This window comes from Streptomyces sp. NPDC004542, assembly GCF_040610035.1.
GTDB lineage: Bacteria > Actinomycetota > Actinomycetes > Streptomycetales > Streptomycetaceae > Streptomyces.
Genome location: NZ_JBEXLP010000034.1, coordinates 46115 through 71587, shown reverse-complemented (window position 1 = coordinate 71587; position 25473 = coordinate 46115). Strand labels below are relative to the sequence as shown.

The 25473-nt window shown below is 72.9% G+C and carries 17 protein-coding genes and 3 pseudogenes; 6 read left to right on the top strand and 14 right to left on the bottom strand.

Annotated elements, in window-relative coordinates:
• The 6 genes and pseudogenes from ABZX30_RS20270 to ABZX30_RS20245 all read right to left on the bottom strand — a co-directional run.
• A pseudogene (locus ABZX30_RS20270) lies at positions 1 to 2021 on the bottom strand (hypothetical protein); the annotation flags it as partial.
• Complete coding sequence (eccB, locus tag ABZX30_RS20265) at positions 2021 to 3430, bottom strand: type VII secretion protein EccB (protein ID WP_355935205.1); 1410 nt, start codon at positions 3428 to 3430, stop codon at positions 2021 to 2023. The pseudogene ABZX30_RS20270 and the gene eccB, both read right to left, overlap by 1 nt.
• Positions 3431 to 3439: 9 nt before the next feature.
• Positions 3440 to 4831 (bottom strand): type VII secretion integral membrane protein EccD, encoded by a 1392-nt coding sequence (gene eccD / locus ABZX30_RS20260; RefSeq protein ID WP_355935203.1) that lies wholly within the window; start codon positions 4829 to 4831, stop codon positions 3440 to 3442.
• Between the two features lie 69 nt (positions 4832 to 4900).
• The gene (gene eccCa, locus ABZX30_RS20255; RefSeq protein WP_355935201.1) at positions 4901 to 8851 is read right to left on the bottom strand and encodes a type VII secretion protein EccCa; all 3951 of its coding nucleotides are present in this window, start codon (positions 8849 to 8851) and stop codon (positions 4901 to 4903) included.
• A 215-nt stretch (positions 8852 to 9066) separates the two neighbouring features.
• Positions 9067 to 10215, bottom strand: coding sequence for a hypothetical protein (locus ABZX30_RS20250; RefSeq protein WP_355935200.1), 1149 nt, complete (start codon positions 10213 to 10215; stop codon positions 9067 to 9069).
• 252 nt (positions 10216 to 10467) lie between these two features.
• Positions 10468 to 11115 carry a response regulator transcription factor gene (locus tag ABZX30_RS20245; RefSeq protein ID WP_355935199.1) on the bottom strand — a complete coding sequence of 216 codons (648 nt, stop codon included), beginning with the start codon at positions 11113 to 11115 and terminating at the stop codon, positions 10468 to 10470.
• 111 nt (positions 11116 to 11226) lie between these two features.
• Between ABZX30_RS20245 and ABZX30_RS20240 the strand changes: the two are divergent.
• Positions 11227 to 12237, top strand: a pseudogene (locus ABZX30_RS20240) (MFS transporter); the annotation flags it as partial.
• Positions 12238 to 12334: 97 nt separating this feature from the next.
• Here ABZX30_RS20240 and ABZX30_RS20235 read toward each other — a convergent pair.
• Positions 12335 to 13375, bottom strand: a complete 1041-nt coding sequence (locus ABZX30_RS20235; RefSeq protein ID WP_355935198.1) for an aldo/keto reductase — start codon at positions 13373 to 13375, stop codon at positions 12335 to 12337.
• 114 nt (positions 13376 to 13489) lie between these two features.
• Between ABZX30_RS20235 and ABZX30_RS20230 the strand changes: the two genes are divergently transcribed.
• Both ABZX30_RS20230 and ABZX30_RS20225 read left to right on the top strand, forming a co-directional pair.
• Positions 13490 to 14107 carry a TetR/AcrR family transcriptional regulator gene (locus ABZX30_RS20230; RefSeq protein WP_355935196.1) on the top strand — a complete coding sequence of 206 codons (618 nt, stop codon included), beginning with the start codon at positions 13490 to 13492 and terminating at the stop codon, positions 14105 to 14107.
• 172 nt (positions 14108 to 14279) lie between these two features.
• Positions 14280 to 14752, top strand: a pseudogene (locus ABZX30_RS20225) (calcium-binding protein); the annotation flags it as partial.
• A 65-nt stretch (positions 14753 to 14817) separates the two neighbouring features.
• Here the strand turns inward: ABZX30_RS20225 and ABZX30_RS20220 are convergent.
• Entirely contained in the window at positions 14818 to 15741 is a 924-nt protein-coding gene (locus tag ABZX30_RS20220; RefSeq protein ID WP_355935194.1) for a Rieske (2Fe-2S) protein, read from the bottom strand.
• Positions 15742 to 16014: 273 nt separating this feature from the next.
• On the opposite strand from ABZX30_RS20220, the gene ABZX30_RS20215 reads away from it, so the two are divergent.
• Entirely contained in the window at positions 16015 to 16926 is a 912-nt protein-coding gene (locus ABZX30_RS20215; protein ID WP_355935193.1) for an NAD-dependent protein deacetylase, read from the top strand.
• Between the two features lie 43 nt (positions 16927 to 16969).
• On the opposite strand, the gene ABZX30_RS20210 is transcribed toward ABZX30_RS20215, so the two are convergent.
• The 3 genes from ABZX30_RS20210 to ABZX30_RS20200 form a co-directional block, all read right to left on the bottom strand.
• On the bottom strand, positions 16970 to 18037 hold the full coding sequence (locus ABZX30_RS20210; RefSeq protein WP_355935191.1) for a DUF6215 domain-containing protein: 1068 nt from the start codon (positions 18035 to 18037) through the stop codon (positions 16970 to 16972).
• A 155-nt stretch (positions 18038 to 18192) separates the two neighbouring features.
• Positions 18193 to 18711, bottom strand: a complete 519-nt coding sequence (locus ABZX30_RS20205; protein WP_355935189.1) for a hypothetical protein — start codon at positions 18709 to 18711, stop codon at positions 18193 to 18195.
• A gap of 427 nt (positions 18712 to 19138) precedes the next feature.
• Positions 19139 to 19762 carry a hypothetical protein gene (locus tag ABZX30_RS20200; RefSeq protein ID WP_355935188.1) on the bottom strand — a complete coding sequence of 208 codons (624 nt, stop codon included), beginning with the start codon at positions 19760 to 19762 and terminating at the stop codon, positions 19139 to 19141.
• A 552-nt stretch (positions 19763 to 20314) separates the two neighbouring features.
• Between ABZX30_RS20200 and ABZX30_RS20195 the strand changes: the two genes are divergently transcribed.
• The gene (locus tag ABZX30_RS20195; RefSeq protein WP_355935187.1) at positions 20315 to 20860 is read left to right on the top strand and encodes a hypothetical protein; all 546 of its coding nucleotides are present in this window, start codon (positions 20315 to 20317) and stop codon (positions 20858 to 20860) included.
• A gap of 202 nt (positions 20861 to 21062) precedes the next feature.
• Here the strand turns inward: ABZX30_RS20195 and ABZX30_RS20190 are convergent, their stop codons facing one another.
• Positions 21063 to 21440 carry a toxin Doc gene (locus tag ABZX30_RS20190; protein ID WP_355935185.1) on the bottom strand — a complete coding sequence of 126 codons (378 nt, stop codon included), beginning with the start codon at positions 21438 to 21440 and terminating at the stop codon, positions 21063 to 21065.
• Positions 21440 to 21679: a hypothetical protein gene (locus ABZX30_RS20185; RefSeq protein WP_355935184.1), complete on the bottom strand. Its 240-nt coding sequence runs from the start codon at positions 21677 to 21679 to the stop codon at positions 21440 to 21442. The genes ABZX30_RS20190 and ABZX30_RS20185 overlap by 1 nt, the downstream gene beginning before the upstream one ends.
• A 258-nt stretch (positions 21680 to 21937) precedes the next feature.
• Between ABZX30_RS20185 and ABZX30_RS20180 the strand changes: the two genes are divergently transcribed.
• On the top strand, positions 21938 to 24100 hold the full coding sequence (locus ABZX30_RS20180; RefSeq protein ID WP_355935183.1) for a SpoIIE family protein phosphatase: 2163 nt from the start codon (positions 21938 to 21940) through the stop codon (positions 24098 to 24100).
• Positions 24101 to 24228: 128 nt separating this feature from the next.
• Here ABZX30_RS20180 and ABZX30_RS20175 read toward each other — a convergent pair whose 3' ends face one another.
• Positions 24229 to 25413: a type III polyketide synthase gene (locus tag ABZX30_RS20175; protein ID WP_355935182.1), complete on the bottom strand. Its 1185-nt coding sequence runs from the start codon at positions 25411 to 25413 to the stop codon at positions 24229 to 24231.
• Positions 25414 to 25473 lie beyond the last annotated feature (60 nt).

Sequence of the window (25473 nt, the reverse complement as noted above, 5' to 3'; positions counted from 1 at the left end):
GGGCGCGGACTGTACCTGGTGAACCGGCTGGCCCGGCGCTGGGGCGCGACCCGGCTCTCCGCGGCACCGGTGGACGCGGGGGCGCCGAGTTCACCGGCGGAGGGGCCGGGGAGCGGTCCCGCGGTGGCGTCAGCCGCGTGGCCGGGAGCCCCCGGTTCGTCCGCACCCGCGGGCGGGACGCCCACCGGCTGTTCCGGCGCCGGGACAGCGCCGACCGGTTCGGCCCCGGGCGCGCCGGTGTACGTGACGGATGGCCGCCCCTCCCGCGGGACCGGCGGCTCGGTGTCGCGCGCCCGGGCGGTGGTGCGCGGTTCACCCCCGGGCTCACCGAGGGGCGGAACCGATACCCGCCCCTCCGCCGGCGGCCCCGGCTCGACACCCCGCGCCCAGGCGTCGGCGCGCGGTTCACCCTCGGGCACGGCCGGCGGAACCGACGTCCGCTCCCCCGCCGGAGCCGGACCGGCGACGGTCGCGGAGGTCGCGGCGGTCGCGCCCGGCCCCGGTGATGTCGCCCCGGCCACCGCCGCCCCGGGGGCCCTCCCGGCGGAGGACGCCTCGCGGAGATCCGGTGCGGCGGCCGCCAACCGGATCCGCGGGCCGGCGGCCTCGGGGCCCGGTGCCGTCGCCGGTGCGGCGACGCGCTCGGGGGCCGTGCCGACCGCGGCGGCGGCCTCGGCTCCGTACCCGCCCACGGTCGGCTCCGCGGCCGTGCCGGTGCCGGTGTTCACGGCGGTGCCCGCCGTCAGTTCCCGAGCCCGCGCCTGCCGGATCAGCTGCGCCGCGGGTACCAGCCTGACCAGGGCACGCAGCGCGGGGTCGAGGCGGTGCAGCAGGCGTTCGGCGAGTTCGCGCAGGCGGCCGGTGGGCGGCGTGGCCGTGCCGAGGACGATGTCGACGTGCCGGGCGGACGGGGTGGCCGAGCGGATGACGGCGGCCTCGTCCGGCTCTTCGGACGGACGCAGCCACAGGCCGCTGGGCACCACCTCGAGCACGGCCTCCTCGAACGCATAGCGGCCCGGGGCGATCTCCCGGAAACCGCCGGGCACGGGCCGGTGGCCGACCACCACGGGCGCGGTGGGCCGTCCGCCGGTCAGCCGGGCCGGGGTGTAGCGCAGTTGCCGGGCGAAGACGGCCCAGCCGGGGGTGCCGTCGGCGTCCAGGGTGTGGACGTCGGGGATCGCCCCCTGGGCGTGGCTGACCGGCAGACCGTTGTCGAGCGTCACGGGGCAGCCGATCCGGTCGGCCAGGGCCTGCCCGGGGCCGGTGCCGTCCGGTACGGTCAGCGGACCGTAGGCGACGAACCGCACCAGGTCGCGGACGCCGGGCAGCAGCGACTCCCAGAACCGGGACACCTCGTCCAGCGCGAGGGCGTCCCCACCCGGGCGGCCGAGGACGACGGTCAGCAGGTCGGGCCGGTACGCCAGCCGGGAGAACAGTGGTGCGCGGTGGGGCGACAGTGCGCCCTCGGGTTCGTCGCCGTGCAGCCAGACCCCGCTGGGCAGCGGATCGGCCACGGCCCGCTCGCTGGTCCGCCAGGTCCGGTCGGAGACGGCGAACTCCCAGGCGGGCTCGGGGAAGCGGCGCGATACGGGGGTGGGCGGCCGGCGCGGCAGGAGGCGGACCCAGCCGGATCCGCGGTCGGCGGGGATGTAGAGGACCCCGCCGGCCGCCGGGACCACCGTGCCGTCGGGCACGACGACCGCGCGGTCGAGGCGGTCGGCGAGCCACTGCCCGACGGGGACGATCCCGCCGGGCGGCGTCCGGCCCGTGACCAGGCGGCAGCCGCCGGGGGCGGCGCGGTCCAGCAGACGGGAGACGGCCGTCCAGGTGCCGTCGGTGGGGTCGTCGGGCAGGTCGAGGACGACGACCTGGTGCTCGGGGTCGGCGGGCAGCCCCTCGGCGAAGGCGAGGGCCTGCCCGTTCGGCTCGCCCTTGGGGTGCACCAGCAGCGAGTGCCCGGCCCGGCGCGAGTCCAGGTCGGGTGCCTCCGCGTCCCGGCGCGGCCTGACTCCCAGTGCCATCAACGGCCCTTCGAGGCGGAGGCTGAGGCGGACGGCGGGGGGGAGCCGCCCGGGTAGGCGGGGACGGCAGCCAGGGCCGCGGTACGGGACAGCTGCGGGCCGGTGTGCAGGAGGTCGAGGACGGCCCGGGGCAGGGCTCGCACCTGCCCGGAGCCGAAGCCCAGCGCGGACAGGCTGTCGGAGTCCGCGAGCGGGTACTTCACACCCAGCTCGGTGATCAGGTAGACCTGCGGGGCGACGCCACGCGGCGGCAGCGGGAGGGCCTGCGCGAGCAGTCCGTGGCCGGCGGGGACGGCGGCGGCCGGTGCCGTGGCGGCGGGGCGGTCCTCCAGGGTCACGACGGTGTGCACCTTGGTGCCGCGGGTGACGTGCTGCCGCAGGCACACGGCCGAGCCGCCGGGGCGCAGGACGCGCCCGGAGACGAAGTCCGGCAGCCGGTGCAGCAGCGAGCGGTCGGCGGAGCTGCCGGCGGCGGCGATGTCCCGGGGGGTCACCTCGCGCGGCTCGGCGGCGCCCTCCCTGGTGGCGAGCAGCTCGAACTCGGTACGGGAGACCGCGGCCAGGCCGTCGGAACGCAGCACGTAGTACTGGGTGGCGCGCTCGCCGTCCAGGCCGGCGGTGAACACGTCGCCGACACGGGCCGGCCGGTCGCCGACGCGCGGCCCTTGCCTGCCCCGGCCGGGGATGTCGGCGGCGCGCACGGTGGGCCCGGCGGGCAGCGCCGCGAGCCAGCTGTCCGGGGCGGCCACCGGGTCGACCCCGTCGAGCTGCAACGCGATGAGGGCGGAGCGTCCGCCGAGCCGGTAGCGGGTGCCGTTCCACAGCAGGTACTCGGTGCCGTCGCCGGCGCGCACCAGGGCGCGCCGGCCGTTCGTCGAGGCGCCGTCCCGGACCGGGTCGGCGGGCGCGAAGTCGAGTGTCTGGCCCTTGTTGCGGCCGGGCGTCAGGCACCGGGTCCAGTCGCCGGTCAGCAGCGCGGCGGCCTGGGGCACGGGGTCCGGGGCGCCGGGGATGCCGATCTCCACTCCCCGGCGCACGCCGGTCAGCGAGTTGCGGGAGACGGTGTGCACGTCGGTGCCGCCGCCCCCGCCCGCGGCGCCCAGCAGCGCGGAGGCGTAGTTGGCCACCGGGTGCAGGACGCCGTCGACGTAGAGGTAGCGGGTCCCGGTCTCCTCCTCGACGACGATGGCGTTCGGCTTCGCCCAGGCCGTGTTGCCGCCCGGTTTGATCAGCCCGTAGACGGCGAATCCGGCACAGGCGAGGACCGCGAGGAGGACGCCGAGCACCACTCCGAGAACGCTCCGGCGGGCCGGGGGCTCTCCGGTCGAGGGCTCTCCGGTGACCAGCGCGGCCGCGAGTCTCCCGGTGGCGAACTGGTATGCGTGGACGTGGTCGCGACGGCTTTGCACGGGATCCTCTCAGCCGGCCAGGGAGCGGAAGTACCAGTAGACGTGCAGCACTTGGAGCAGCAGCGGTACCAGGGCGACGGCGGTGAGCGTCTCCAGGATGTCGGCGGTGTGGCCCCAGATCGGCAGGAGCCGCAGGGCCGGCCGCTGCCGGGCCGCGAGCAGCAGCGCCACCGCCGCGAGCAGGATGACGGCCAGGGCCACCCGGGCCTGCGGGCCGCCGGGCACCAGCAGCCGGCTGACCGCGAGGATCAGGCCGAGCGTCCCGGCGACGGCCAGTGCGACGCGCTGCCGGACCTCGGTGACACTGCGGGAGCGCAGGGTCACGGCGGCGGCGAGCGTGAGGGCGAGCAGCCAGTCGGACCACTCGGAGCGGCGGGTGAGGAGCACCATGTCCAGTGCGTAGACCACACAGGCTCCGACGGTGAAGAGCGTGAGGTAGGCGTCGGCGGCGGCCACCCGGCGCGCCACGGCCGGCTCCCTCGCCGGTTCGACGTCCTCCTGGAGTTCCTCGGCGTTGCGGGGCAGTTGGGGCACGCGCAGTCCGGCCAGCCGCAGGACCAGGCGGGGCGCCACAGTGCTGAGCACGAACAGGGTGACGGCGACCACCGAGCAGGCGGTGGTCGCCGGCCAGTCCAGGTCGATCGCGAGCAGCGCGCCGACCTCGGCGGCGACCGCCACGGTCAGCAGCGCACCGAAGACCTGGACGGGCACCTTGCCGGTGAGCAGCAGCACGGTGGCGGCCCCGGCCGCGCAGGCGGCGCCGACGAGCAGTTCGTGTGCCGTGGGCGCCAGCAGCGCCTGCACACCCCGCGAGGGCGTCAGCCCGGCCGCCGCGGCGAACGCCCAGCCGCCCGCCCCCGTCACCACGACGGTGGCCTCGTCGGCGCCGGCCCGGCACGCCAGGACGCATCCGCCGAGCAGTGCCACGGCCACGGCTCCCGACTGCGCGGCCGTGGCCCCGCCGGTGTCGGCGGACAGCATGAAAAGGGCGAGCACCGTGAGGACGAGGCAGGCCAGCACGAGGAACAGGCGCCGGGTCAGCTCGGGCCGCCAGCGGTCGGAGCGGGAGGTGACGACCGTGGCGACGCCGTCGGCGAGGTCGTCGAAGACCAGCGGCGGCAGGATCGCCTCCACCGGGCGCAGCTGGAGGATGTCGCCGTGGCGCAGGCCCGCCGACTCGGGGGTGTCGTCGGGGTCCAGCGGTTCCTCGCCGAGACGTTGCAGGACGTACCCGCCGGTGGGCGCGTCGTCGGAGGCGAGCCGGGCGGCGAGGACGGGCAGCAGCGTGCCCAGGGTGACGGTCGCGGGCACCCCCAGATCAGCGCGGCGCTCGGGTCCGACGACAGTGATCCGGCAGACGGCCGTACCGTCGAGGTCCGGCATGATGCTGGAGATGGTCATGGGCGGGGACTCCTGTGGGGGCGGCCGGGGCGGGGGCGGGGCGGCGGGGTCCGGTCCCGCCGGGGACGGTCAGGCGTCGTCCACCAGACCGGTCTGGATGAGGCGGACGCTGCGCCGGGTGACCAACTGGGCGCGGCCGGGGACGAGGGCGCGCGGCTGGACCTCGCCGATGAACTTGCCCTCCTCCTTCGGATAGGAGAGGACCAGGGCGGGGTTGCCGAGTTCCCAGACCCGGCGCAGCAGCGGCTCCATCATGGCGCGCATGGCGCTGGAGGTGGACCGGGCGATGACGAGGTGCATGCCGATGTGGGCGCCGTGGGCCAGCAGCGGGACGAGCGGCGTGGTCGGGCTGTCCAGGCTGCTGGTGACGAACAGGTCGTAGTCGTCGAGCAGAATGAACAGGCGCGGCCCCTGCCACCAGTCCCGCCTGGCCAGTTGTTCGGGCGACACGTCCGGGCCGGGCAGCCGCCCGGACATGGTCGCCACCGTGCTGTGGGACAGCTCGCGCAGCCCGTCCGTGTCGACCGTGTACCCCGCGCGGTACTCCTCCGGCACGTCGGCGAGGAGTCCGCGCCCGGGGTCGCCGAGCAGGATGCGCGCCTCACCGGGCGAGAACCGGGTGGTGATCGCCCGGGCGACCAGGCGCAGCGCGTTGGTCTTGCCGGTCTCGCCGTCACCGAACACGAGCAGGCCGGTGTGGGCGGAGAAGTCGTGCCAGACCGGCTGCAGGCGCTGTTCGTCCCAGCCCAGGCAGACCCGCAGATCGCCTTCCGGCGCGGGCAGTTGGCTCACGGGCAGGGTGCTGGGCAGCAGCCGTACGCCGGGAGCGGTGCGTCCGGTCCAGAAGGTGCCGATCTCGGCGGCGGCGATCTTGGTGGCGGCGGTGAGGTCGCCGGTGGCCGAGGAACTGTCCAGCCGGGGCAGCGCCGACAGGAAGTGGTGGCCGGACGAGGTCAGTCCGCGGCCGGGCTGCTGCGGTACGCCCGCGGCCGGGCGGTGGCCGACCTCGGACTCCATGGTGTCGCCGAGCCGCAGCTCGTACTTGGTGCCGAGGAGGTCACGCAGCTTGTTGCGGATCTCCGACCAGCGGACGGCGGAGACCACGACGTGGACGCCGAAGGACAGGCCGCGTGCGGCGATGGTGGTGATGCGGTCGTCGAGGTCCTCGTACTCCTGGCGCAGCGTTCCCCAGCCGTCCACCACCAGGAAGACGTCCCCGTGGGGATCGTCGACGCCGCCGGAACGGCGCAGTTCCCGGTAGGCCGCCATCGATTCGACGCCGTGTGCGGTGAAGATCTGCTCGCGGCGCTCCAGGAGCTGGGCGATCTCCTCGACGCTGCGGAGTACCTTGTCGCGCTCCAGCCGGGTGGCGACGGAGCCGACGTGCGGGAGTCCGGCGGTGGAGACCAGGCCGCCGCCGCTGAGGTCGAGGCAGTAGAACTGGACCTCCTCGGGGGTGTGGGTGAGCGCCAGGGACAGCATCAGGGTGCGCAGCAGCGCCGACTTGCCGGTCTGCGGGGCGCCGGCCACGCCGACGTGCCCGCCCGCTCCGGAGAGGTCTGCGACGAGGAGTTCGCGGATCTGCTCGTGCGGCCGGTCGACCATGCCGAGCGGTGCCCGCAGGCTGCCCAGGTCGGGGGACTGGGCGGTCATGCCGCGTACCGGGTCGGGGACGATGCCCGGCAGCAGCTGGTCGAGGCTGGGGGACTCGGCGAGCGGCGGCAGCCAGACCTGGCGGGCGGGCGGTCCGGCGTCGGTGAGGCGTTCGATGAGGACGTCCAGCAGGTGCTCGTCGCTGTCCGAGGGGACGGCGGGCTCGGGTTCGCTGTGGGTCTCGTCCGGTTCCTCGGCGCCGGGCGGCGGCAGCTGCTGGTCCAGGCCGAAGGCCACGAGTTCTCCGGGATCCGCGGCCGCGGGCTGAGCCACCGGGCCGGCGGGGATCGCCTCGGGGCAGGGTCCGGAGACGTAGGCGGCCTTGAAGCGCACCAGGTTGGTGGTGTCCACCCTCAGGTAGCCGTTGCCGGGGGTGGACGGCAGCTCGTAGGCTCCCGCGACGCCGATGACGCTGCGGGACTCCATGGAGGAGAAGGTGCGCAGCGCGATCCGGTAGGACAGGTGTCCTTCGACGCGGTGGATGCGGCCCTCGTCGAGCCGCTGCGAGGCGAGCAGCAGGTGCACGCCGAGGCTGCGCCCCAGTCGGCCGATGGTGACGAAGAGTTCGACGAAGTCCGGCTTGCTCGCGAGGAGTTCGGAGAACTCGTCGACGATGACCACCAGGGAGGGCAGCGGGGCGAGCGGGGCGCCGGCCAGCCGGGCCTTCTCGTACTCGTACAGCGAGGCGTGGCCGGCGGCCCGCAGCAGCTCCTGGCGACGGATGAGTTCGCCGTTGATGGAGTCCTGCATGCGGTCCACCAACGGCAGTTCGTCGGCGAGGTTGGTGATGACGGCCGAGGTGTGCGGCAGCCGCTCCATGTTGAGGAAGGTGGCGCCGCCCTTGAAGTCGACCAGGACGAAGTTCAGGATCTCGGAGGAGTGGGTGGTGGCGAGCCCGATGACGAGGGTGCGCAGCAGTTCGCTCTTGCCGGATCCGGTGGCGCCGATCAGAAGGCCGTGCGGTCCCATGCCGGCCTGGGCGGACTCCTTCAGGTCGAGTTCGACGACCTCGCCGTCCTCGGTGACGCCGATGGGCACGCGCAGCCTGGCCGCCTGGTCGGTGCGGCGCCGCCACTGGGCGGCCACGTCGAAGGCGCGCGGGTCGCGGATGCCGAGCAGGGCGGTGAGTTCGAAGTTCGACTCGAACGGGTTGTCCGTCAGGTCGATGGTGCCGCCGGTGCGCAGGGGTGCCAGCAGCCGGGCCAGGTTCTCGGCGCCGTCCGCGCTGAGCGCGTCCGCCTCGGCCTGGGCCTGCGCGTCGTCACCGACCGGGAAGGAGACGGTGCCGTTCTCCGCGGTGAGCCGCAGGACGGAGCCGCCGCCGGGCATGGCGCCCGTGAGGTCGAGCAGGACGGTGTTGCGCAGTCCGTTGCGCAGCAGGCGGGAGTCGGGCGGGACCTGCGCGCGGTGGGCGACGACCACCACGAAGGGCTCGGCGGCGCTCGGGGTGGCCTGGGGATCGTGGTCACCCCGGTCGAGGACGTCCGGGCCGAGGAGGTCCATCAGCTCAGCGTGGTCGGTGGCCACCAGCCGGAGCGGCCCGGCCTGGTCCCGCTGCCGGGGATGGGCGTTGTGGGGCAGCCACTTGACCCACTCCCAGGTGTCGCGGTCCTGCCGGTCGGCCAGCACGGCGACGCGCAGCTCGTCGGGCGAGTGCAGGGCGACCAACTGCCCGAGCATGGCCCGCGTCAGGTCCAGGGCGTCCTCGATGTCCCCGGCGAACTCCACGCTGGTGAAGCTGCGCAGGGCGACGGGGATCGGCATGCCCGGCACGGTCTGGAACGCCTCGGTGAAGCGGCGCAGCGAGATGGCGGTGAGGGGGTCGAGGTCCTCGACGGGCTTGGTCTGCGGCGGAACCAGCTCCAGGGCGGCCCGCCGGGTGCCGAGTCCGATACGCACCTTGGCGAAGTCGTCGTGCGCGGCGCGGCGTTCCCACACCCGGGGCCCCTGGACCAGGGACCACAGCTGGCGCGGCGGCGGGTTGTCGTGGACGGCGGCGGCGACCTGGGCGGCGGCGGCCTCCCGGACCTGGCCCCGCAGCTGGGCCAGGTAGCGCATGTAGTCACGGCGTTCGGCCCGCATCCGCCGTTTGCGGTCCAGACCCGCCCGGCCGATCTGGCCGAGGCCCATGGACATCATCGCGATGCCCATCATTCCGGACATCATGTACGTGGTCGCGGAACCGCCGACGACGAACATCATTCCCATGGCACCGGCGCCGATGCCCATGGGCAGCATCACGACGACGGACCCGAGGTCGGCCATGGCCGGCTCACCGAGCACCGGAGGCTGGGCCAGCTCGATCTGGCCTTCCGGTGCCTGGGGGCCCGATGCCCGCGGCGGGCGCTTGACGACGGTGGTGTTCATGAGGTGGCTCTCCAGCGGGCAGGACCTCGTGCGGACGAGCGGGGGGCGGGGCGCGGGAGCCCACCCGCCGTGCCGCCCGCCCCGGAGGAGGGCGGACGACACGGTGGCGAGCCCGTCCTGCCCCACGAGCGGGCAGGACGGAGTGCGGTCCGCCCCGCCTCGGGGAGGCGGACGGGACGGACGGTCAGGAGGGGGACGCCTCGGCCTGCGGAACGTCACATGGTGGTTCCCGTGGACCACAGCACCGTGCCGCCCCAGCGGATGGAGACGTTTCCGTCGGCTCCGAGCACCAGTTGGGCACCATCGTGGCCCATGGTCCTGGAGGACCAGGCGGTCTGCCCGTCCTGCGTGTACACCGCGAAGTTGCCGTCGGCCTGGAAGACGGTCTTGGCGCCCTGTCCCACGGTGCCCGACCACCACAGCGCCTTGCCCTTCTTGTCGTAGAGCACCAGGTTGCCGTCGCCCTGGAAGGCGAGGGTGATCCGGTTGGTGGACCAGATCTGCCCGGGTTCCAGGACGCTGGTGGCGTTCACCACCGTCGTCGTCCAGTGCTGTTGCGGCTGTTGGTGCTGCGGAGAGTTGCTGGTCCGCGGTGTCCCGGACGCCGACACGGTGGGTTTGTGGGTCTGCTGCACCGGCTGCGCGCTCGGCGCGCGCCGGGTGGGCGAGGCGGCCGCCACCTCCGCGATGCGGACGTGTCCGCCGACCGGGGTGGTGTCGTTCCGGGACGTGCCGGACGCCGTCGGCCTCGGCGCCGCGGTGCTGCCGGTGCTGCCGGTGCTGCCGGTGCTGCCGGTGCTGCCGGTGTCCGGGTACTGCTGCTGCGGGTCGTAGTCCTCACCGGTGTCCCCCGCGCCGGCTCTGACGGTGTGCGAGGGCCCGTCCTGACCGAACACCGCGGGCGCCAGCAGGAACAGGGCGCTGAGCACACCCGCTCCGGCCAGCACCGGCTTGGCGAGGTTCACGCGGAGCCTGGCGCGTCCCTCTCCCGCGGCCTCCGGTGCGGCGGAGGGACGCGGGGTGGCCCCGCTCCGGCTCGCACGGCGGACAGCGGAAGGGCCGGAGGCGACGGCTTCATCACCGGAACCGGGGTGCTCGGTGAACCGTACGGTCGGGTCGGACGGGGAGTGGGGGTCGATCGAGGGCAACCGGGTGGGCTCGGCGGGATGACCGGCCGGGCCGGCGACGGGTGCGTCCAGGGCCTGGCCCAGGGGATCCCCCGTGGTGGCGGAGGCCTGGCCACCCATTCCCGCTTCATCCAACGGAGCCAGCTGCCAGGGGAGTTCGCTCTCCCACACCGCCTGCCCGGTCGGCCCGCCGACGGACTGGTCGGGGCCGCCGGTGTCCGGCTCACGGTAGTTCATCTCATGCCTTTCCCCGGCGACGGGTGAGGTGACTCGATCAACGGCGACCGATGGGCGTCGCTCCGCCCCGCGCGGCAGCCCGGCCGACCGGCATCGGAGGACGGACTGTGGAGGGGGCTGCGCGCCTCGGGTCGGCGGCCTGACGGGGACGCCTTCAGGAGCCGAGCTTAGGGAGGGCGCCGAACCGGTCACGCCCGCCGACCCGCATCGTGCACGGACGCACAACGGCCCTACCCTTTTCGCCACTCGTGGTCACAGGATGCCCATGCGGATGGCGTACGCGACGGCGTGGGTCCGGTTGCGCAGCTCCAGTCGCTTGACCACGGTCTGTATGACGCTCTTGATCAGGCGCTCCGAGTAGCTGAGCTTGCTGGCGATCTCCACCGTGTCCATGCCCTCGGCCAGCAGCCTGAGCACGTCGACCTCGCGCTGCGCCAGCTCCACCGGCAGCAGCCCGGTGGCCTCGTTCTTCTGCATGGTGCGCATGCGGTCCAGCAGCATGTTCATCAGCACCGGGGGCAAAGCCGACCGCCCTTGGTAGGCCTCGACGGCCGCCACCACGATCTGGGTGAAGCTGGTGTACGGCCGCACCAGGAAGCTCGCCAGTCCGTGGTTGACGGCGAGCGCCAGTTGCTGCTCGGAGATGTTGTCCGCGACCAGCACGATGCGTACTCGCCCGCCGGTGGACTGGTTGGCGCGGCTCATCGCGGACAGCGTCTTGCCGCTGACCGAAGCGGTGATCATCACCAGGATGTCGGCGTCGGCCAGTTCGTCGTCCGTCAGCAGCCGGACGCGTTCGTCCCTGTCCAGGAAGGCGGCCGTGCCGTCGCGGGTGAGGGGATCGTCGGCCTGTACGACGACGCGTGGCACCGGGCGTGTTTCATTTGTGTGATCAGGCATGGGACTCCTTGTCGAGAGCACGGCACCGCACCTGGCACGCGCAGAATCCGGCCCGACCCCGCGCCAGGAGCCGTGCCGAACGACAGATCGTTCCGGGTCCATGCGGGACCCATGTACTGCGGGGTGTGTACTCACTTGCTCGGAATTGATCGTGACAGGGTTCGGACAAGTTCCCGCGCCCTCACCGGTGATCAGTGCACGGTCAAGCAAGAGCCGTGCCCAGGCGTGCACTGTCGGTCCAGTGCGACCGGCAACTCCGCTGGCCACGAAGGGTGTTCGGGCCAGGCGACCGAGGTTGCGGGACCGCGCGGATGCATGGGCTCTGCCCGTTCGGACGGCTTTCCTTTCCGAACGGCCGGCGCGGGAACCTGGATGGTGTGCGGGAACCTCCGGACCGCGGCCGGTACCGGTCGTGTCGCACTGCACGCACGGACCACAGGCGGTGCGCGCTCACGGTCAACTCGCCTTCGGCACACGCCCTACGGTGGTCCTCCGCTCCGCCCGCACGGCGCCCGAGACATTGCCGGATGCAAAGGTGTCCGCGTCCTCGTTCCGGCATGGACCCGCATGAGCACCGCAGCATCGCCCGAAGACCACCCACGACCGAATTCGGTCTGGAGCCCGTTCGCGGCGCGCGTCTTCCGCGCGCTCTGGATCGCGCAACTCGTCTCCACCGTGGGCAGCTGGATGCAGACCGTGGGCGCACAGTGGCTGCTGGTCGGGCACGGCGCCGCGCTGGTGACGCTCGTTCAGACCGCTGCCAGCCTCCCGGTCGTGCTGCTGGCCCTGCCCTCGGGCGTGCTGGCCGACCGTTGCGACCGCCGAAGGCTGCTGCTGGCAGCGCAGTTCGCCATGCTCGCCGTCTCCACTGTGCTGACCGTCCTGGCCTTCGAGAAGGAACTCACTCCGGGCCTGCTGCTCGGTCTCGCCTTCCTGCTGGGATGCGGCACCGCTCTGATGGGCCCGGCCTGGCAGGTGATCCAGCCGGATCTCGTGGAACGCGACCAGTCGGGACAGGCGGCGGCGCTCGGCGCCGTGAACGTGCACCTGGCCCGCGCCCTCGGCCCGGCCGTCGGCGGCGCGGTGGTCACGGCGGCGGGTGTGGGCTGGATCTTCGCTTTCAACGCCGCTTCCTGTCGCGACCCAGGCGCTCGGCGGTTCGGTCCGCATCCCGCGGTTCGAGTTGTTGACGTCCTGAACACCTCCGCCAGGGATGGCTTCACCACCGCACCAAGGGCGGGGCGAGCCGGGCGAAGCCTTCCTGTCGCTGGTAAGGGAAGTACGGATAGGGTGCCGTCCTGCTGCTCGCGGCGTCCAGCCTCGCCATCTGGTCGGATGTGAGTGCCCAGCCGACGGCACCGAGGTTCTGGCGGAGCTGCTCCTCGTCGCGGGCGCCGATGATGACGGAGGAGACGGTCGGCCGCCGCAGCAGCCAGTTGATGGCGATCTGCGGTACGGCCCTCCCGGTCTCCTTCGCGATCTCGTCAAGGACGTCGACGACGCGGTAGAGGTGTTCGTCTTCGACCGGGGGTCCGTAGTCGGCCGTTCGGTGCAGTCGGCTCCGGGCGGGCAGCGGCCGGCCGCGGCGGATCTTGCCGGTGAGGCGTCCCCAGCCGAGCGGGCTCCAGACGAGCGCCCCGAGTCCCTGGTCGAGCCCGAGGGGCATCAGTTCCCATTCGTAGTCGCGGCCGACGAGGGAGTAGTAGACCTGGTGCGCGACGTAGCGCGGGCGGCCGTACCTCTCCGCGACCGCGAGGGACTTCATCACTTGCCAGCCGGAGAAGTTGGAGACGCCGAGATAGCGGACCTTCCCTGCCCTGACGAGATCGTCGAGCGTGGAGAGGACTTCCTCGACGGGCGTACCCGCGTCGAAGGCGTGCAGCTGGAACAGGTCTATGTAGTCGGTGCCGAGCCGCCGCAAGGCATCGTGGCACGCGGCGATCAGGCGCGAGCGGGAGGAGCCCGCATCACCTGGGCCGTCGCCCATCGGCAGGCTGGTCTTGGTGGACACGATCACCTGGTCCCGGCGGCCTTTGACCGCTTCGCCCAGCACCTCCTCGGACGCTCCGCCGGAGTAGACGTCGGCTGTGTCGAACATCGTGACCCCGGCATCGATACAGATGTCCACGAGACGGCGCGCCTCCCGCGCGTCACTGTTCCCCCAGGCCCCGAAGAGCGGTCCCCGGCCGCCGAACGTGCCGGCGCCGAAGCTGAGCGCGGGGACCTCGAGTCCGGATGCACCGAGTCGCCTGTACTCCACGGGTGGTGGTCCTCCCTCTCACCCACAGACATCATCATTAATGGGTCTGCAGTTCCGTTAGTGGCGGGCTTTACCATAGCAGGCGGAGCAAGCTAACGGAACAGGAGTCCCGTTATGGAGTTTGAGGATGCGGAGCCGGGGACCATGCGCCCGGGAGGGCGCACGGCGCGCGTACGGGCGGCGGTGCTCCGGGCGGCCGGGGACGCCATGGCGGAGGGGGGATTCGCCCACCTGGACCTCGCCGACATCGCACGCCGGGCCGAGGTGGGCAAGACGACCGTCTACCGCCGCTGGGGAACGGTGACCAGCCTCGTGGCCGACCTGCTGCTGGACATGGCCGAGCAGTCGGTACCGCGTTCCGAGACCGGCTCACTGCTCGGCGACCTCAAGGCCAATGCCCGGCTCGTGCAGCGGACCCTGACCGACCCGCGGCAGGGGGCGCTGTTCAAGGCGATGATCGCGGCCGCCGCCTGCGACGCGAGGACGGCCGAGGCTCTGCACCGCTTCTACGACATCCGCGTGCGGGAGTGGGCGCCCTGTGTGCAGCAGGCCGTCGACCGGGGTGAGCTGCCCGAGGGCACCGACGCGCACGAGGTGATCCGCGCTGTTTCCGCCCCCCTCTACTACCACCTGCTGACCACCGGTGACCGCCTCGACGAGGCCGCCGCGGACCAGGCCGCCGAGGCGGCCGCGGCCGCGGCACGCGCGGGAGCGTACCTGCGGGACGCGTGAGGGCCGCCGGGCGGACGGCGGAGCCCGGGTTCGACTCATCACCCCGCACGGGCGCGCCGACTCGGACGGGAGTGCCAAGGGTGGAAACCGCGCAACCCGCACGCTCCCAGGACCGGGCGGTGACACTCTGCTGACGGCCGGCCGGATGACGGCCGAGGCACGGACCGGGACGCAGCGCAGCGCACAGGAGTTCTTCCACGAGGTCCTGGACCAGATCGGCGACGGCTGCCTGGACTGGCCCGACCTCGCCGCCATGGCCCGCGAGCTGTCCAGCCGCCTCGACCTGGACGAGCCCGAGGAGACCAGGCTCTACAACGCCTTCGCCGACCGGTGGCGCGAACTCCAGGCCGGCCTCGACACCGGCGGCGACGGCCGCATCAGCGCTCAGGAGTAGGCCTCAGCCGTTCCGTCCCTGGCCGGGCCCGCGCTGATCAGGGTCGCCGAGGTCCTCTTCGACGCCACCGACAAGGACGGCGACCAGACCGTCGACGCGGACGAGTACCGGGCACTGTTCCGGACCGCGTTCCACCGCGACACCTCCGGCGCCGAGGGAACGTACACCCGCGGCGCATTCGTCAGGGACTTCCTGTCATGGCCGGCCGAAAGGGGTCGACCCCCTACGACCCCCTGCTGACCCAGCGCTGACCCGGTCGTGAACCGGCACACCGCCGGTGCGGGACGGCTACCGCCCCTGGCCGACCGCGCCGGTGTCAGCCGGCATGTCCATGGGCCCAGCGCACTCCGCTCCCGCTCCGTTCTCCGTCCGGTCCCCCGCCGAGGCGGCGCAGCCGCACCTCGACGTGCCCGTCGACGATCCGGGTGTCGAACGCGGGTTGCGGCGCGGTGGCGGGACCGCGTACGTTCCAGCCGTCCGAGAGCCGGAAGACGCTGCCGTGCCACGGGCACTCGACGCACCCGTCGGCGACGGTGCCCTCGGACAGCGGACCCGCGAGATGGCTGCACCGCTCGGCAAGCGCGTGGATGGTCCCGCCCGACTCGCGGACCACCAGCACCGGCACGTCGTCCACGACGCGCCGCACGGGCTGCCCGGCCGGGAACTCGGCCACCGCGCCGACCCGGTACCAGCCCTCACGGACGACGTGCGGGACCTCTTCCGCGTGGTTGGCGCCGGCCGCCTGGCGGTAGGCGAGGTGGCCGCCCAGCATGCCGCCGATCCCGACCGCTGTCAGCCCCAGGAAGCCGCACGTCCGGCCGGCTCCCTTACGGCCTTTGAGACGGCAGGCGAGCGACGCCGCGTACAGACCCACGGCCGCCCAGTTCGCCGCGGCGTGGACCAGGCCCACACGCGCCTGCTCCTGATGGAGTTCCGCCCAGTCCACGGCGCCCGCCAGCGCCGAGGGCGCGGCTGCGGCCAAGCCGACACCGACGAGCACGCCCGCCTCCCGAGAGTGGCCGGGCCACGTGTCGAGCACGGCGGCGGACAGCCAGCTGCCGACCGGCACCTGCACCATAAGCGGGTGGACCGGGTGCCCCAGCCATCTGCCGTGCAGCATGTCCCGGGCGCGTCCCAGCGGCAGGGAGCGGACTCCCGAACGAAGAGGTTCGATCACCGGATCCGCCCAGCGTGCCCGTTCCAGACGGTCCAGGAGCCTCAGCGCTCGGTTCTGCTTCATCCGGCGGCCATGTGAGGTTGCGGTCATGGGCCCCGAGTCCCCCGCCCGCGTACCCGACAAACGGGGGCGGCCCGGGAACCGGCCCACAGCGGCGGGGCTTCCCGCCCCCCTCGGCAAACCCGTGATCCACTTCTCGGAAGGCGTGAGGCACGTACGTCTGGGGGTTTCCCGGCCGTGCACGCCCCCCCCTGCCGAACCTGCGGCACCCAGGTGCCGGGCAGACGGTGAAGTCATGCCCCGTGCGAAGGGGAATCCGTTCCGTACCCTGGCGGCATGCGCATGCGCCCCACTCTGAGCTGGACCCCCACCGAGGACCTGCCGCCGGCCACCACGGATCTCCAGCCGGTCGCCGATGCGCTGAGCGCCGGCGCGGTGCTGGTGCTCAGCGGGGCCGGCATCTCCACCGAGTCGGGCATTCCCGACTACCGCGGCGAGGACGGGAGCCTGAGCCGCCACACCCCGATGACCTACCAGGACTTCACCGCCGACGCCCAGGCCCGGCGCCGGTACTGGGCGCGCAGCCACCTCGGCTGGCGCACCTTCGGCCGCGCCCGCCCCAACGCCGGGCACCGGGCCGTGGCCGCGTTCGGACGGCACGGCCTGCTCTCGGGTGTGATCACCCAGAACGTCGACGGCCTGCACCAGGCCGCCGGCAGCGAGGGCACCGTGGAACTCCACGGAAGCCTGGCCCGGGTCGTCTGCCTTTCCTGCGGTGCCTACAGCCCGCGCCGGGAACTCGCCCGACGGCTGGAGGAAGCCAATGCGGGTTTCGAGCCGGTGGCCGCCGGCATCAACCCGGACGGGGACGCCGATCTCACCGACGCACAGGTCGGGGACTTCCGCGTGGTGCCCTGCGCGGTCTGCGGCGGCATCCTCAAACCGGACGTGGTCTTCTTCGGTGAGGCCGTGCCACCGCAGCGGGTCGAGCACTGCCGCCGGCTGGTCCGTGAGGCGACCTCGCTGCTGGTCCTGGGATCCTCGCTGACGGTGATGTCCGGGCTCCGGTTCGTCCGCCAGGCGGCCGAGGCGGGGAAGCCCGTGCTGATCGTCAACCGGGACCCGACCCGGGGCGACCGGCATGCCCTCGCCCGGGCCGCACTCCCGCTCGGAACGGCCCTCAGCACCGTGGCCGGCCGGCTCGGCATCCCCGTCGACGACGGGACGGCGGCACGGGCCGGAGGATGACGGTGGTGGCGCGTCCGGTTCGTCAGCAGCCTTCTGCGGCGTCTCAGCGAACGGTTCGTTCCGGGATCGCCGGAACGACCTTTCCAGCGATGCTGAGGAGAGCGCTGTCGTCGGGGAGGGCCCCGGACGCGCTCCACACGGTGATGTCGACGTAGCCGCCCCGGTCCTCGCGGTCGAGCGCCACGGACAGTGTCCTGGCCAAGGGGCCTTCCTGAACCGGTCCGCCGGATCCCCCGCTTCCGAGGTTGATCTCGAACTTCATGGTGTGGTCCGAGGAGAAGACCGCGGGCCGGCCCAGGACCGAAAGCGTCCTGACGTCCGTCTCGTTGCCGTACTTCATCAGCTTCACGTACTGGGCGGTCGACAGATCGTTGTACGTGGCCGACACGTTGACGGTGTACGTGTCGAACGCGATCTCGGCCTCCGGCTGGGCGACCTTCCCATCGGTCAGGGCGGCGGTGTCGTTGGTGCCGGAAGCGGTCGTCGCCGTCTCCCCGGGCGTTCCGAGAAGTCGGGCCAGGTCGGGCCGGTTGAGCGCCTCGCAGAGTTCCTCACCGGTCACGGTCCGGGGTGTCTCCTTGTAGGCCTTCGGCAGCTCCTCGTGCTCCCCGTCCGCGCACGTGGCGCGCTGGGGCGTGCCGTCCTCGGACGGCAACACGTGGGGAGCCACCCACAGCGCGACCGCGAGGGCCCCGAACACGGCTACGGCCGCGGCGGCCTGGCCCCACGCGTTGGGCTCCTTCTCCGGAGTGACCGGGCCGGGAAGCGGCCCGGTCACTCCGGACTGGGCCGGGGATTGAACCTGGGGCCGGATCTGCGGCGGAAGCGGCGGCTGGAGCTGAGGCTGCGGCTGGAGCTCGGCGCCGACACCGGCAGCCGCCCCGTCCGCGGAGGCCGCCGCACCCGCGTTCCGGCGTGCGCGCAGGGCCCGGACCACCGTGTGGACACGTATCGCGGTGAACACGAGGAAGACAACGCCGAGACCGGCCGCGCCCCAGTCGTGATCGCGGACGGCGAGATACACGATGCGTAAGCCGAGAACAGAACCGATCACGATGAACACAGGCTCGCGGACCCAGAAGGGCAGGCGGCGGAGGAGGAAGCCAAGCACCCGGTGATCTCACCAGAACGAGATCACGCCCGCCGTGGCGGAAGCCACAGTTCCGGCGTCGGACCACCTCCTGTGGGCGGGCCGCGGTCGCAGCGTCGGGAGCCTGGCGTTCCCCGGGTCGCCGCAGATCATGACATCGGGGTCAGTGGTCGGCCTCACCCAGGTGGTTCATCGCTTCGCGGAAATCGTCGAGAGCGGGGCCGAACTCGCCGGCGGCGGTGTGGAAGGTCGATCGGTCTATGAGGATGATCACGCAGCCCCCTGACCGCGGGGTTGCCGGAGCGTTCGGCCTGGGCGCGGCCGATGGCGAGCATCTCGGCGCGCAGGGCGAGCCCTTCCGCGCGCCGCCCCAGGCGGTACGACTCCCTCTGACAGCTGTGGAGTGCTCCGTACAGGACATCAGCACGGGCAGGATCGGCCGGATCGATGGACCGCGCCGCGGCCACCGCCTCCTCGCAGAGCGCGAGACCGGCCGGGTGCCGCTTCCCGGCGCTGGAGTCGTGGCTCAGGCGTTGCAGGGCCTTGGCCAGGCGGGGCAGATAGGAGGCCGGGCTGACCTGGGCGAGCACCCGGTACGCATCGACTTCCTCACGTGGAGTGCGCCGTCCAGAGGCGAGCAGGATGTTCCGCGCCCGCATGATGTCGTCCTGATCGACTTTCCCCCAGTGATTCATGGCGGAGATTCTGGGTGTCTCGCAGATGCCCAACAAGCCTGTGCGGCTGTGCCGTTCGTCCTACGCAAATACCCTCTGACCTGTCATGATGGGTATGTCATCGCGTCTTGCCGGGATCGGCCGCCGTTCCCTTCGGAGAGCGACGCCGGATCCGGCAGCCGGTGGACGGCCGATCAGGCGCCGCACGTGCTCGAACGTCAACGCGCGCTCGGACGACCGACCATGTCCTCGCTCCTCGTGAGTCACTCTCCGTGCGAACACTAGCTCCCGCTCGGCAGGGACGAAAGGCGATTTACTTCTGCGGGGTCAGTCTCGCCATGACCCGCTGGGGCGGCCGGCCGTCCGGCGCAGCTTCGGACTCGACGAGTCACCGCCCACGACGGCCGCGAACTGACGCCGCCCCGGCGGGCCGCCGCGCGTGGCCGCGTCACCCGGCCTTGGCGCAGATCGCGTAGACGGAGGCGGTGTAGTGCGGCTCGTAGCCGCCGTTCAGGAACCCGGCGGTCCAGCCGACGGGCGTGGTGCCGGAGAGGATGGGGTTGGAGTGCAGTTCCGAACCGTACGACTGGGCGGAGCCCCCTGGCAGGTACCAGCCGCCCCCGGTGGCGATCTCCCCGTCCGGACACGTGGCGTCGACGTCGACCATGTCCAGAACACCGACGTCCTTCGACGCGGTGACCACGTGCACGCCCGCCAGACCGGAGGCTCCGGCGGGCCCCTGCGGACCCGTGGCTCCGACCGGTCCCTGAGGGCCGGTCTCTCCCCGCGGCCCGGTGTCCCCCTTCGAACCGGTGTCTCCCTGCGGACCGGCCGGTCCCGCGGGCCCCTGCGCCCCGGTGTCCCCCTTGGCCCCGGCGGGCCCCGGCGGGCCGGCCTGCGCCCAGGTGACCGACCGCTCGTCGGACCGGCAGGCGGAGCCCGCCTCGACCAGGCGCAGGTGACCGCTCGCGTTCACGCAGCCCTGGATCGTGCCGTCTGCGGCGATGTACGACTGCTGCCCGTCGGTGGCCGACGCGAAGTCGGCGGACGCCACCGCGAGCACGACGCCCATGGCAGCGGTCGCTGTGACGGCACGGCGAAGGAAAGTCACGAGTCCCCCCGGGTTGTGAGCCCGTCGGCCGGAACACCCGGCCGAATCGCCCCAACTATCCCACGTGCAGCACATGTTGACGACGATACGTCGGGCGCGTGCCGAGGACTCGTTCCGCCTGCCCCTGAACCCGAACGGCGGCACCACCGTCTCCGGCGACCGCGCTGACGGGCGGGACCGACGCGACCGTCGAGGGCCGGTGTGCGGCCGAGGAGATGCCCTGGAACCGGCTAGGCGGGCACGTCCACCCGGGCGAGGGAACCTCGCCGGCTTCAGCCGTTCGAGGGTGGGCGCGGCTCGTCGGTGAGGTCCTTGGGAGGGGCCGGATCCAGCGAGACCCGGCGTGGTCCGGTGGCCGACAGCGCGGACAACGTGACCTGCGCCGCGGCTCTGCGCTGCTGCGGTCCACGACCCGACCCCGTCCAGCGGCGCGCGCCTGACCGGGCCGTTGCCGGACCGGGCCAGGATGTGTCTGGGCGGGCGGATATCCCTGCGCTGGGGGAAGCTGAAGAGGTGAGCATCAGTAGCGAGCGCCCGGTGAGCGCTGAGCAGATCTACGCAGCGCTGGCCGCTCTGGCGGCCGAGCCGGTGGCCGATCCGGAGAAGCGGTCCGAGGGGCCGCGGGACGAAGACCGCCTGCAGCTGCTGGGCAGTCTGCTGGCGAAGACGGAGCTCGAGATCACCGCCGCGACCCGGCTGACCGAGGAAGAGGAGATGGAAGACGTCCTCGAGACGTTGCTCGGCTGGGGAGAACAGCTGGGAACGGATCCCGGCCTCGCGGTCAACGTGCTGACGAACAGGCTCCAGCGCACCGCGCTGCAGGTGTCGGAACCGGAGGAGGAAGAACTGCCTCCCGGCCGGGAGGCCGCCTTCGCCGCGGCCATGACAGCGGTCTACGCGCTCAGTGCCCAGTTGCACGCCGAGCGCGGCGACACGGAGGGAACCCGACGCGCTCTGAGCGGGGCGGAGGAAGCCCTCATCGACATCCTTCAGGGCATGCACGACCTGCGCGTCGCCATCGGTGACGCGGCCGGGCCGGAGGACAAGGCCGACAGCTGATCCGGCCTGCCCCCGGGCGAGGCGCGGACCGGCGCCGGACCGGCGCCCGCCGCGGTCAGAGGTCGAGCGGGAGAGCGGCGAGTCCGGCGCGGGAGCTGATACCCAGCTTGCGGTAGCAGTTCCTCAGGTGAAAGTCGACGGCGTGTACGCCGGCCCGGCCGGGTGAGCCGGCCGTCCGGGCCGGACACCGGACGTGTGGCGGCTACAGCTTCCAGGCACGCAATTCGTCCGCGACCTCCTGCACCCCGATACGGGTGTCACGGATCTTGCGGACGAGGTCGGAGAGGGCGCCGTAGGGGGGATCGATGCCTTCACCGGACTGGTCCATGTACTGGGCGGCGATGAATGCCGCGTACAGGCTGTTGCGGTGCGGGAGGGGTTCCAGGCGGACGATCGTGTGCATCAGGGCGGCGGCGCGCCAGGCCGCGTCCGGGTCGGCGGCCGCCAGGGTGGGGAGCCGGGTCCTGTGGCGGGCGACGGCCGCCACCAGCGCGGAGTAGTCCGAGACGGTGAGGTCGTCCCGGCCCAGAGCCGCCTCCTGGACATCGAGCAGCCAGGAAACGTCGATGTAGAGGTGCATCAGGCGGCAGCGGCTCCGTTGCCACGCCGGGCGGGCGGCACCTCGTCGGGGAAGGCCTGGTCGAACTCTTCGCGCAGCCGGTCCGCCCAGTCGGCGGCACCGGCGACGAACTGCTTGCGCTGCATCTCGCGGACGCCGAGGTCGTGCAGGTACTGCTTGAGGCTCTTGCCCTCAGCGGCAGCCGCGGCCCGCACGCCCTGGAGTTCCTCGTCGGTGAAGGACACGTTCAGGGATGGCATGCACGCATGGTACCTACTAGGTGCCACCGGTGGGTAGCCGGATCCGCCGGGCCGACGGCGGGGGAGCTCGGCGACGGCCGCCGCACCCACCGACCGGCGGCACCCCCTCACTGTGCGCGTCCAGCACGCGATCCGCTGATGTGGGCGAAGCGCCCCCCGGTGTTATTCAATGAGGTGTGCGGTCAGGGCTCTCGGGGCCCCGTCGCACGGGTCCGAGTACGGCCCCGGCGCTGCGCCGGAGATTGCTGAGAAAGCCGCATGGACTCCACACCCACCCCCTCGTCCCCGTCGCCGTTCGAGCTGGTCAGCAGCGCCCTGGGGCGCTACATCCCGCGCGGCGCAGCGGCAGGGGCCGGTGGGTCCGGCGACGCGCAGGGCGAGCGCGCCACCAGCCGGCGCGCACCCGAAGGCCCGGCCGCGGGCCGGCAGGACCAGATTCTCGGCGCGGTCAACCTGGACGAGGATCTGAGGATCACCCGCCGCAATCTCGACGCCCCGGTGTTCGCCGGCCTGGACGCCGCGACCGGAAGCCCGTTCGTCGATCTCCTGCCTTCCGGGGACGTACCGACGGTCACACGCCGCTTGCGGCAGGTGCTGGAGACCGGTGAGGCGCACGTCGCCCGGATCCAGCGCCTGCGGCGCGGCGACGGGTCGGAGCTGGTGGTCTCGATGAGCATCCTGCCCGCCGCGGCACCTGAGGAGGGCCTGACCGTCTCCTTGATCGCCATGGCCAAGAGGCTGCACCTGTACGCCGCCGAGACCGCGATCGGCACCTCGCTGGACATCGGCGAGACCGCGCAGTCGCTGGCGGAGTCCCTGCTCGCCTGGGGGGACGTGGCCGCCATCGACCTCGACTTCGCCGTGTGGACGGGCGAAGGCGTCAGCGACCGGCCGCACGGGCGCATCCGGCTGCGGCGGGCAGCCCTGGTGCCGGACCGGGCGTGGCCCGACGGCTACGTGACTCCGGGTGACGATCTTCCCAGCGACGCCAGTCGCCTGCTGGCGCAGGCCGTGCGGCGGGACGACGCCCCGCAGACCATTGTCGTACCCGACCGGGAGTCGGTCGAGCGGGTACTCGGCAGCCCGCGAGTGGTGCGTGCCCTGGTGCCCGGTGACCGGTCGGCGGGTGTGGCGTGCATACCGCTGGTCCTGGACGGCACTCCGCCCGTCGTCCTGGGCGTGGCGGAGGTCTGGCGGCGGGCGGACCGCCCCTTCCGCGACAGCGAGCTGCTCGACCTGCAAGAACTGGTGGCCCGGACCGCCCATCACGTCGACCTGGCCCGTCAGCACCAGCGCGAGCACACACAGGTGCTGGCGTTGCAGCGCCGGCTGCTGCCCCGGACCGGCGGCGACACCATCGAGATCGCCAGCGTCTACCAGCCCGCCACCCCGGACAGTGCGGGCGTCGGCGGCGACTGGGTGAACAGCTTTCCACTGCCGGACGGACGTACCGCGCTGGTGGTCGGTGACGTCGTCGGGCACGGTCTGGGAGCCGCGGCCACCATGGGCCAGCTGAGCATGGAGGCCCGGGCGCTGCTGTCCGCGGGGCTGGCGCCCGACGAAGTGCTGGAGCACCTGGACAAGACGGTGTCGCTGCTGGACGACCCGGAGTCCGGGCTGGCCGCAGGGTACAGCGCCCTCGGGTCGACCTGCTGCATCGTCCTCTACGATCCGGTCAGCCACCACGTGGTGATGTCCAGCGCCGGCCATCTCCCTCCGGTCCTGGTCTCCCCGGACGGGCGGGCCGGCCCGCTCGCGGTCCGCCCCCACCCCGGGCTGGGTGCCGAGTTCGCGCTGCGGGAGCCGTTCGACGTGCACACCTTCGGCGCACCCCCGGGCTCTCTGCTCGCCCTCTACACCGACGGTCTGGTGGAGGATCCGGCCACGTCGATCGACGAGGGAATCGGCAGGCTGGCGGACGCCGTGTCCACGGTGCACCCCTGGGACGGCCTGCAGGAAGCCGCCCGGCACGTCGTCTCCACGCTGGCACCCGCGCGCCAGCGCGATGACGTGACCCTGCTGCTCGCTCGGATGATCGGCTACCGCAAGGGGGACACCGCGACCTGGCGGCTGCCCGCCCGCGACGACGCACCCGCCCGTGCCCGCGCGCAGGTGTCCGCGCTGCTGCGGCAATGGCACACCAGGGACGACACCCGGAACAACGTGCTGCTGCTGATCAGTGAGCTGGTCACGAACGCGGTGCGCTTCGCCACCGGTCCTCTCACGATACGGCTGATCAGGACCGGTCACGGCCTGCTGTGCGAGGTGGGCGACACCGGCAACGGCAGGCCTCGTCTGCGCCGGGGCGGCCTCCTCGACGACGGCGATCGGGGTCTGCACGTCGTGCACAAGCTCACCACCCGGTGGGGGGTGCGGTGGACGGACACCGGCAAGGTGGTCTGGGCGGAAGTCGCGAGGTGACGCGGCTGCGGGGCGGGGGCGCGGCCGGCACGCGGGAGCGCGGCGGGGGCATGGGCGGCGCGCGCGTCACCTCACCCGGCCGGTGATGCGGGCGACCCCTTGGCCGGTAGGGGACCCACAGCCCCGCGCTACAGCCACTCCCCTTCCAGGGCGGTGGCGGTGAGGCCCGGTGCCGCCGCGTACAGGACGGTGCGGTTGCCCGGCTTCTGTCCGGCGTCGTGCGCCCGCCGCAGGATGTCGAACACGGCGGCGCCCCCGCGGTTGCCGCTGGTGTAGCTGTCCCGGCTGTGGTCCAGCAGCCCCGCCGGCCAGGTGTCCGGCATCGTCTGCTCCATGTACTCCAGCACCCGGGTACCGCCGGGGTGCGCGAGCAGCACGTCGGGGTGCCAGGAGCCCGGGTGGTCCTGGAAACGGACGCGCAGCCACTCCCACATCGCGGCGACCGTCTCCTGTACGGCGCGCGGCCCGCGCCGGTCCATCACGAAGTGGGTGCCGTCCGCCCGCGTGTCCAGGCGGTGCAGGTCCTGGGTTCCCGGCAGGGTGTGGTGCCAGGCGGTGTCCAGCCGCAGCACCGACTCCCGCCGCGGGCGACCGGTGACCACGGCGGCGACCGCGGTGTCCGCGAACAGCAGCCGGACGATCAGGGACTCCAGTGTGTCGTCCGCGGGCTGGTAGGTCGTGCTCAGCGCCTCCGCGATCACGACCAGGACCACCCGGTCGGGGTCCGCGGCCACGAGATCCGCCGCCAGCGCAAGGGAACGGGTCCCCGCGATACAGGCCCACTGGGTGGCCGGCAGCAGCATCACGTCGTTGCGGAGCGAGAGCTTGTTGGCCAGGGCGATGTCCAGACCCGGCAGCGCCGGAGTGGTGGAGTTACTGGTGATCAGGCAGTCGATGTCCGCTGTGTCCAACCCGGCGATCTGCAGGGCCCCGCGCGCCGCACGCTCTCCGTAGGCCTGCACGGCCTCCCAGGCGGGCGCGGTGCGCTCCTGGATGGTCTGTGGCGCGGGTATCGCCTCCAGGGCCGCGATCACCCGGTCCACGTCCTGCTGGGTGAACCCGTCACGTGCCAGCGCCTCTTGGGCCGGCCCGATGCCGACGGCCCGCAGGTCGCTGCCGTTGCCGGGCGCGACGGCCGTCTCCAGTGGCAGCATCCACCCGCGGGTCTCGATGCCCGTACTGGCCGCGATGCTGTCGATGCGCGATGCCCATGCCGCGTGCGGGTGCCGGGCCCGCACCTCCGCCAGGATCTGGCTGGTACGCACGGCGTGCTCACCGTGTATCACGGCAGGAGGACAGAGGTAGGCGGCCATGGTCGGCACCTTTCCGAGGGAAAAAGGAGGAGGGTCACGGGTGCTATGACGTGGGCCACT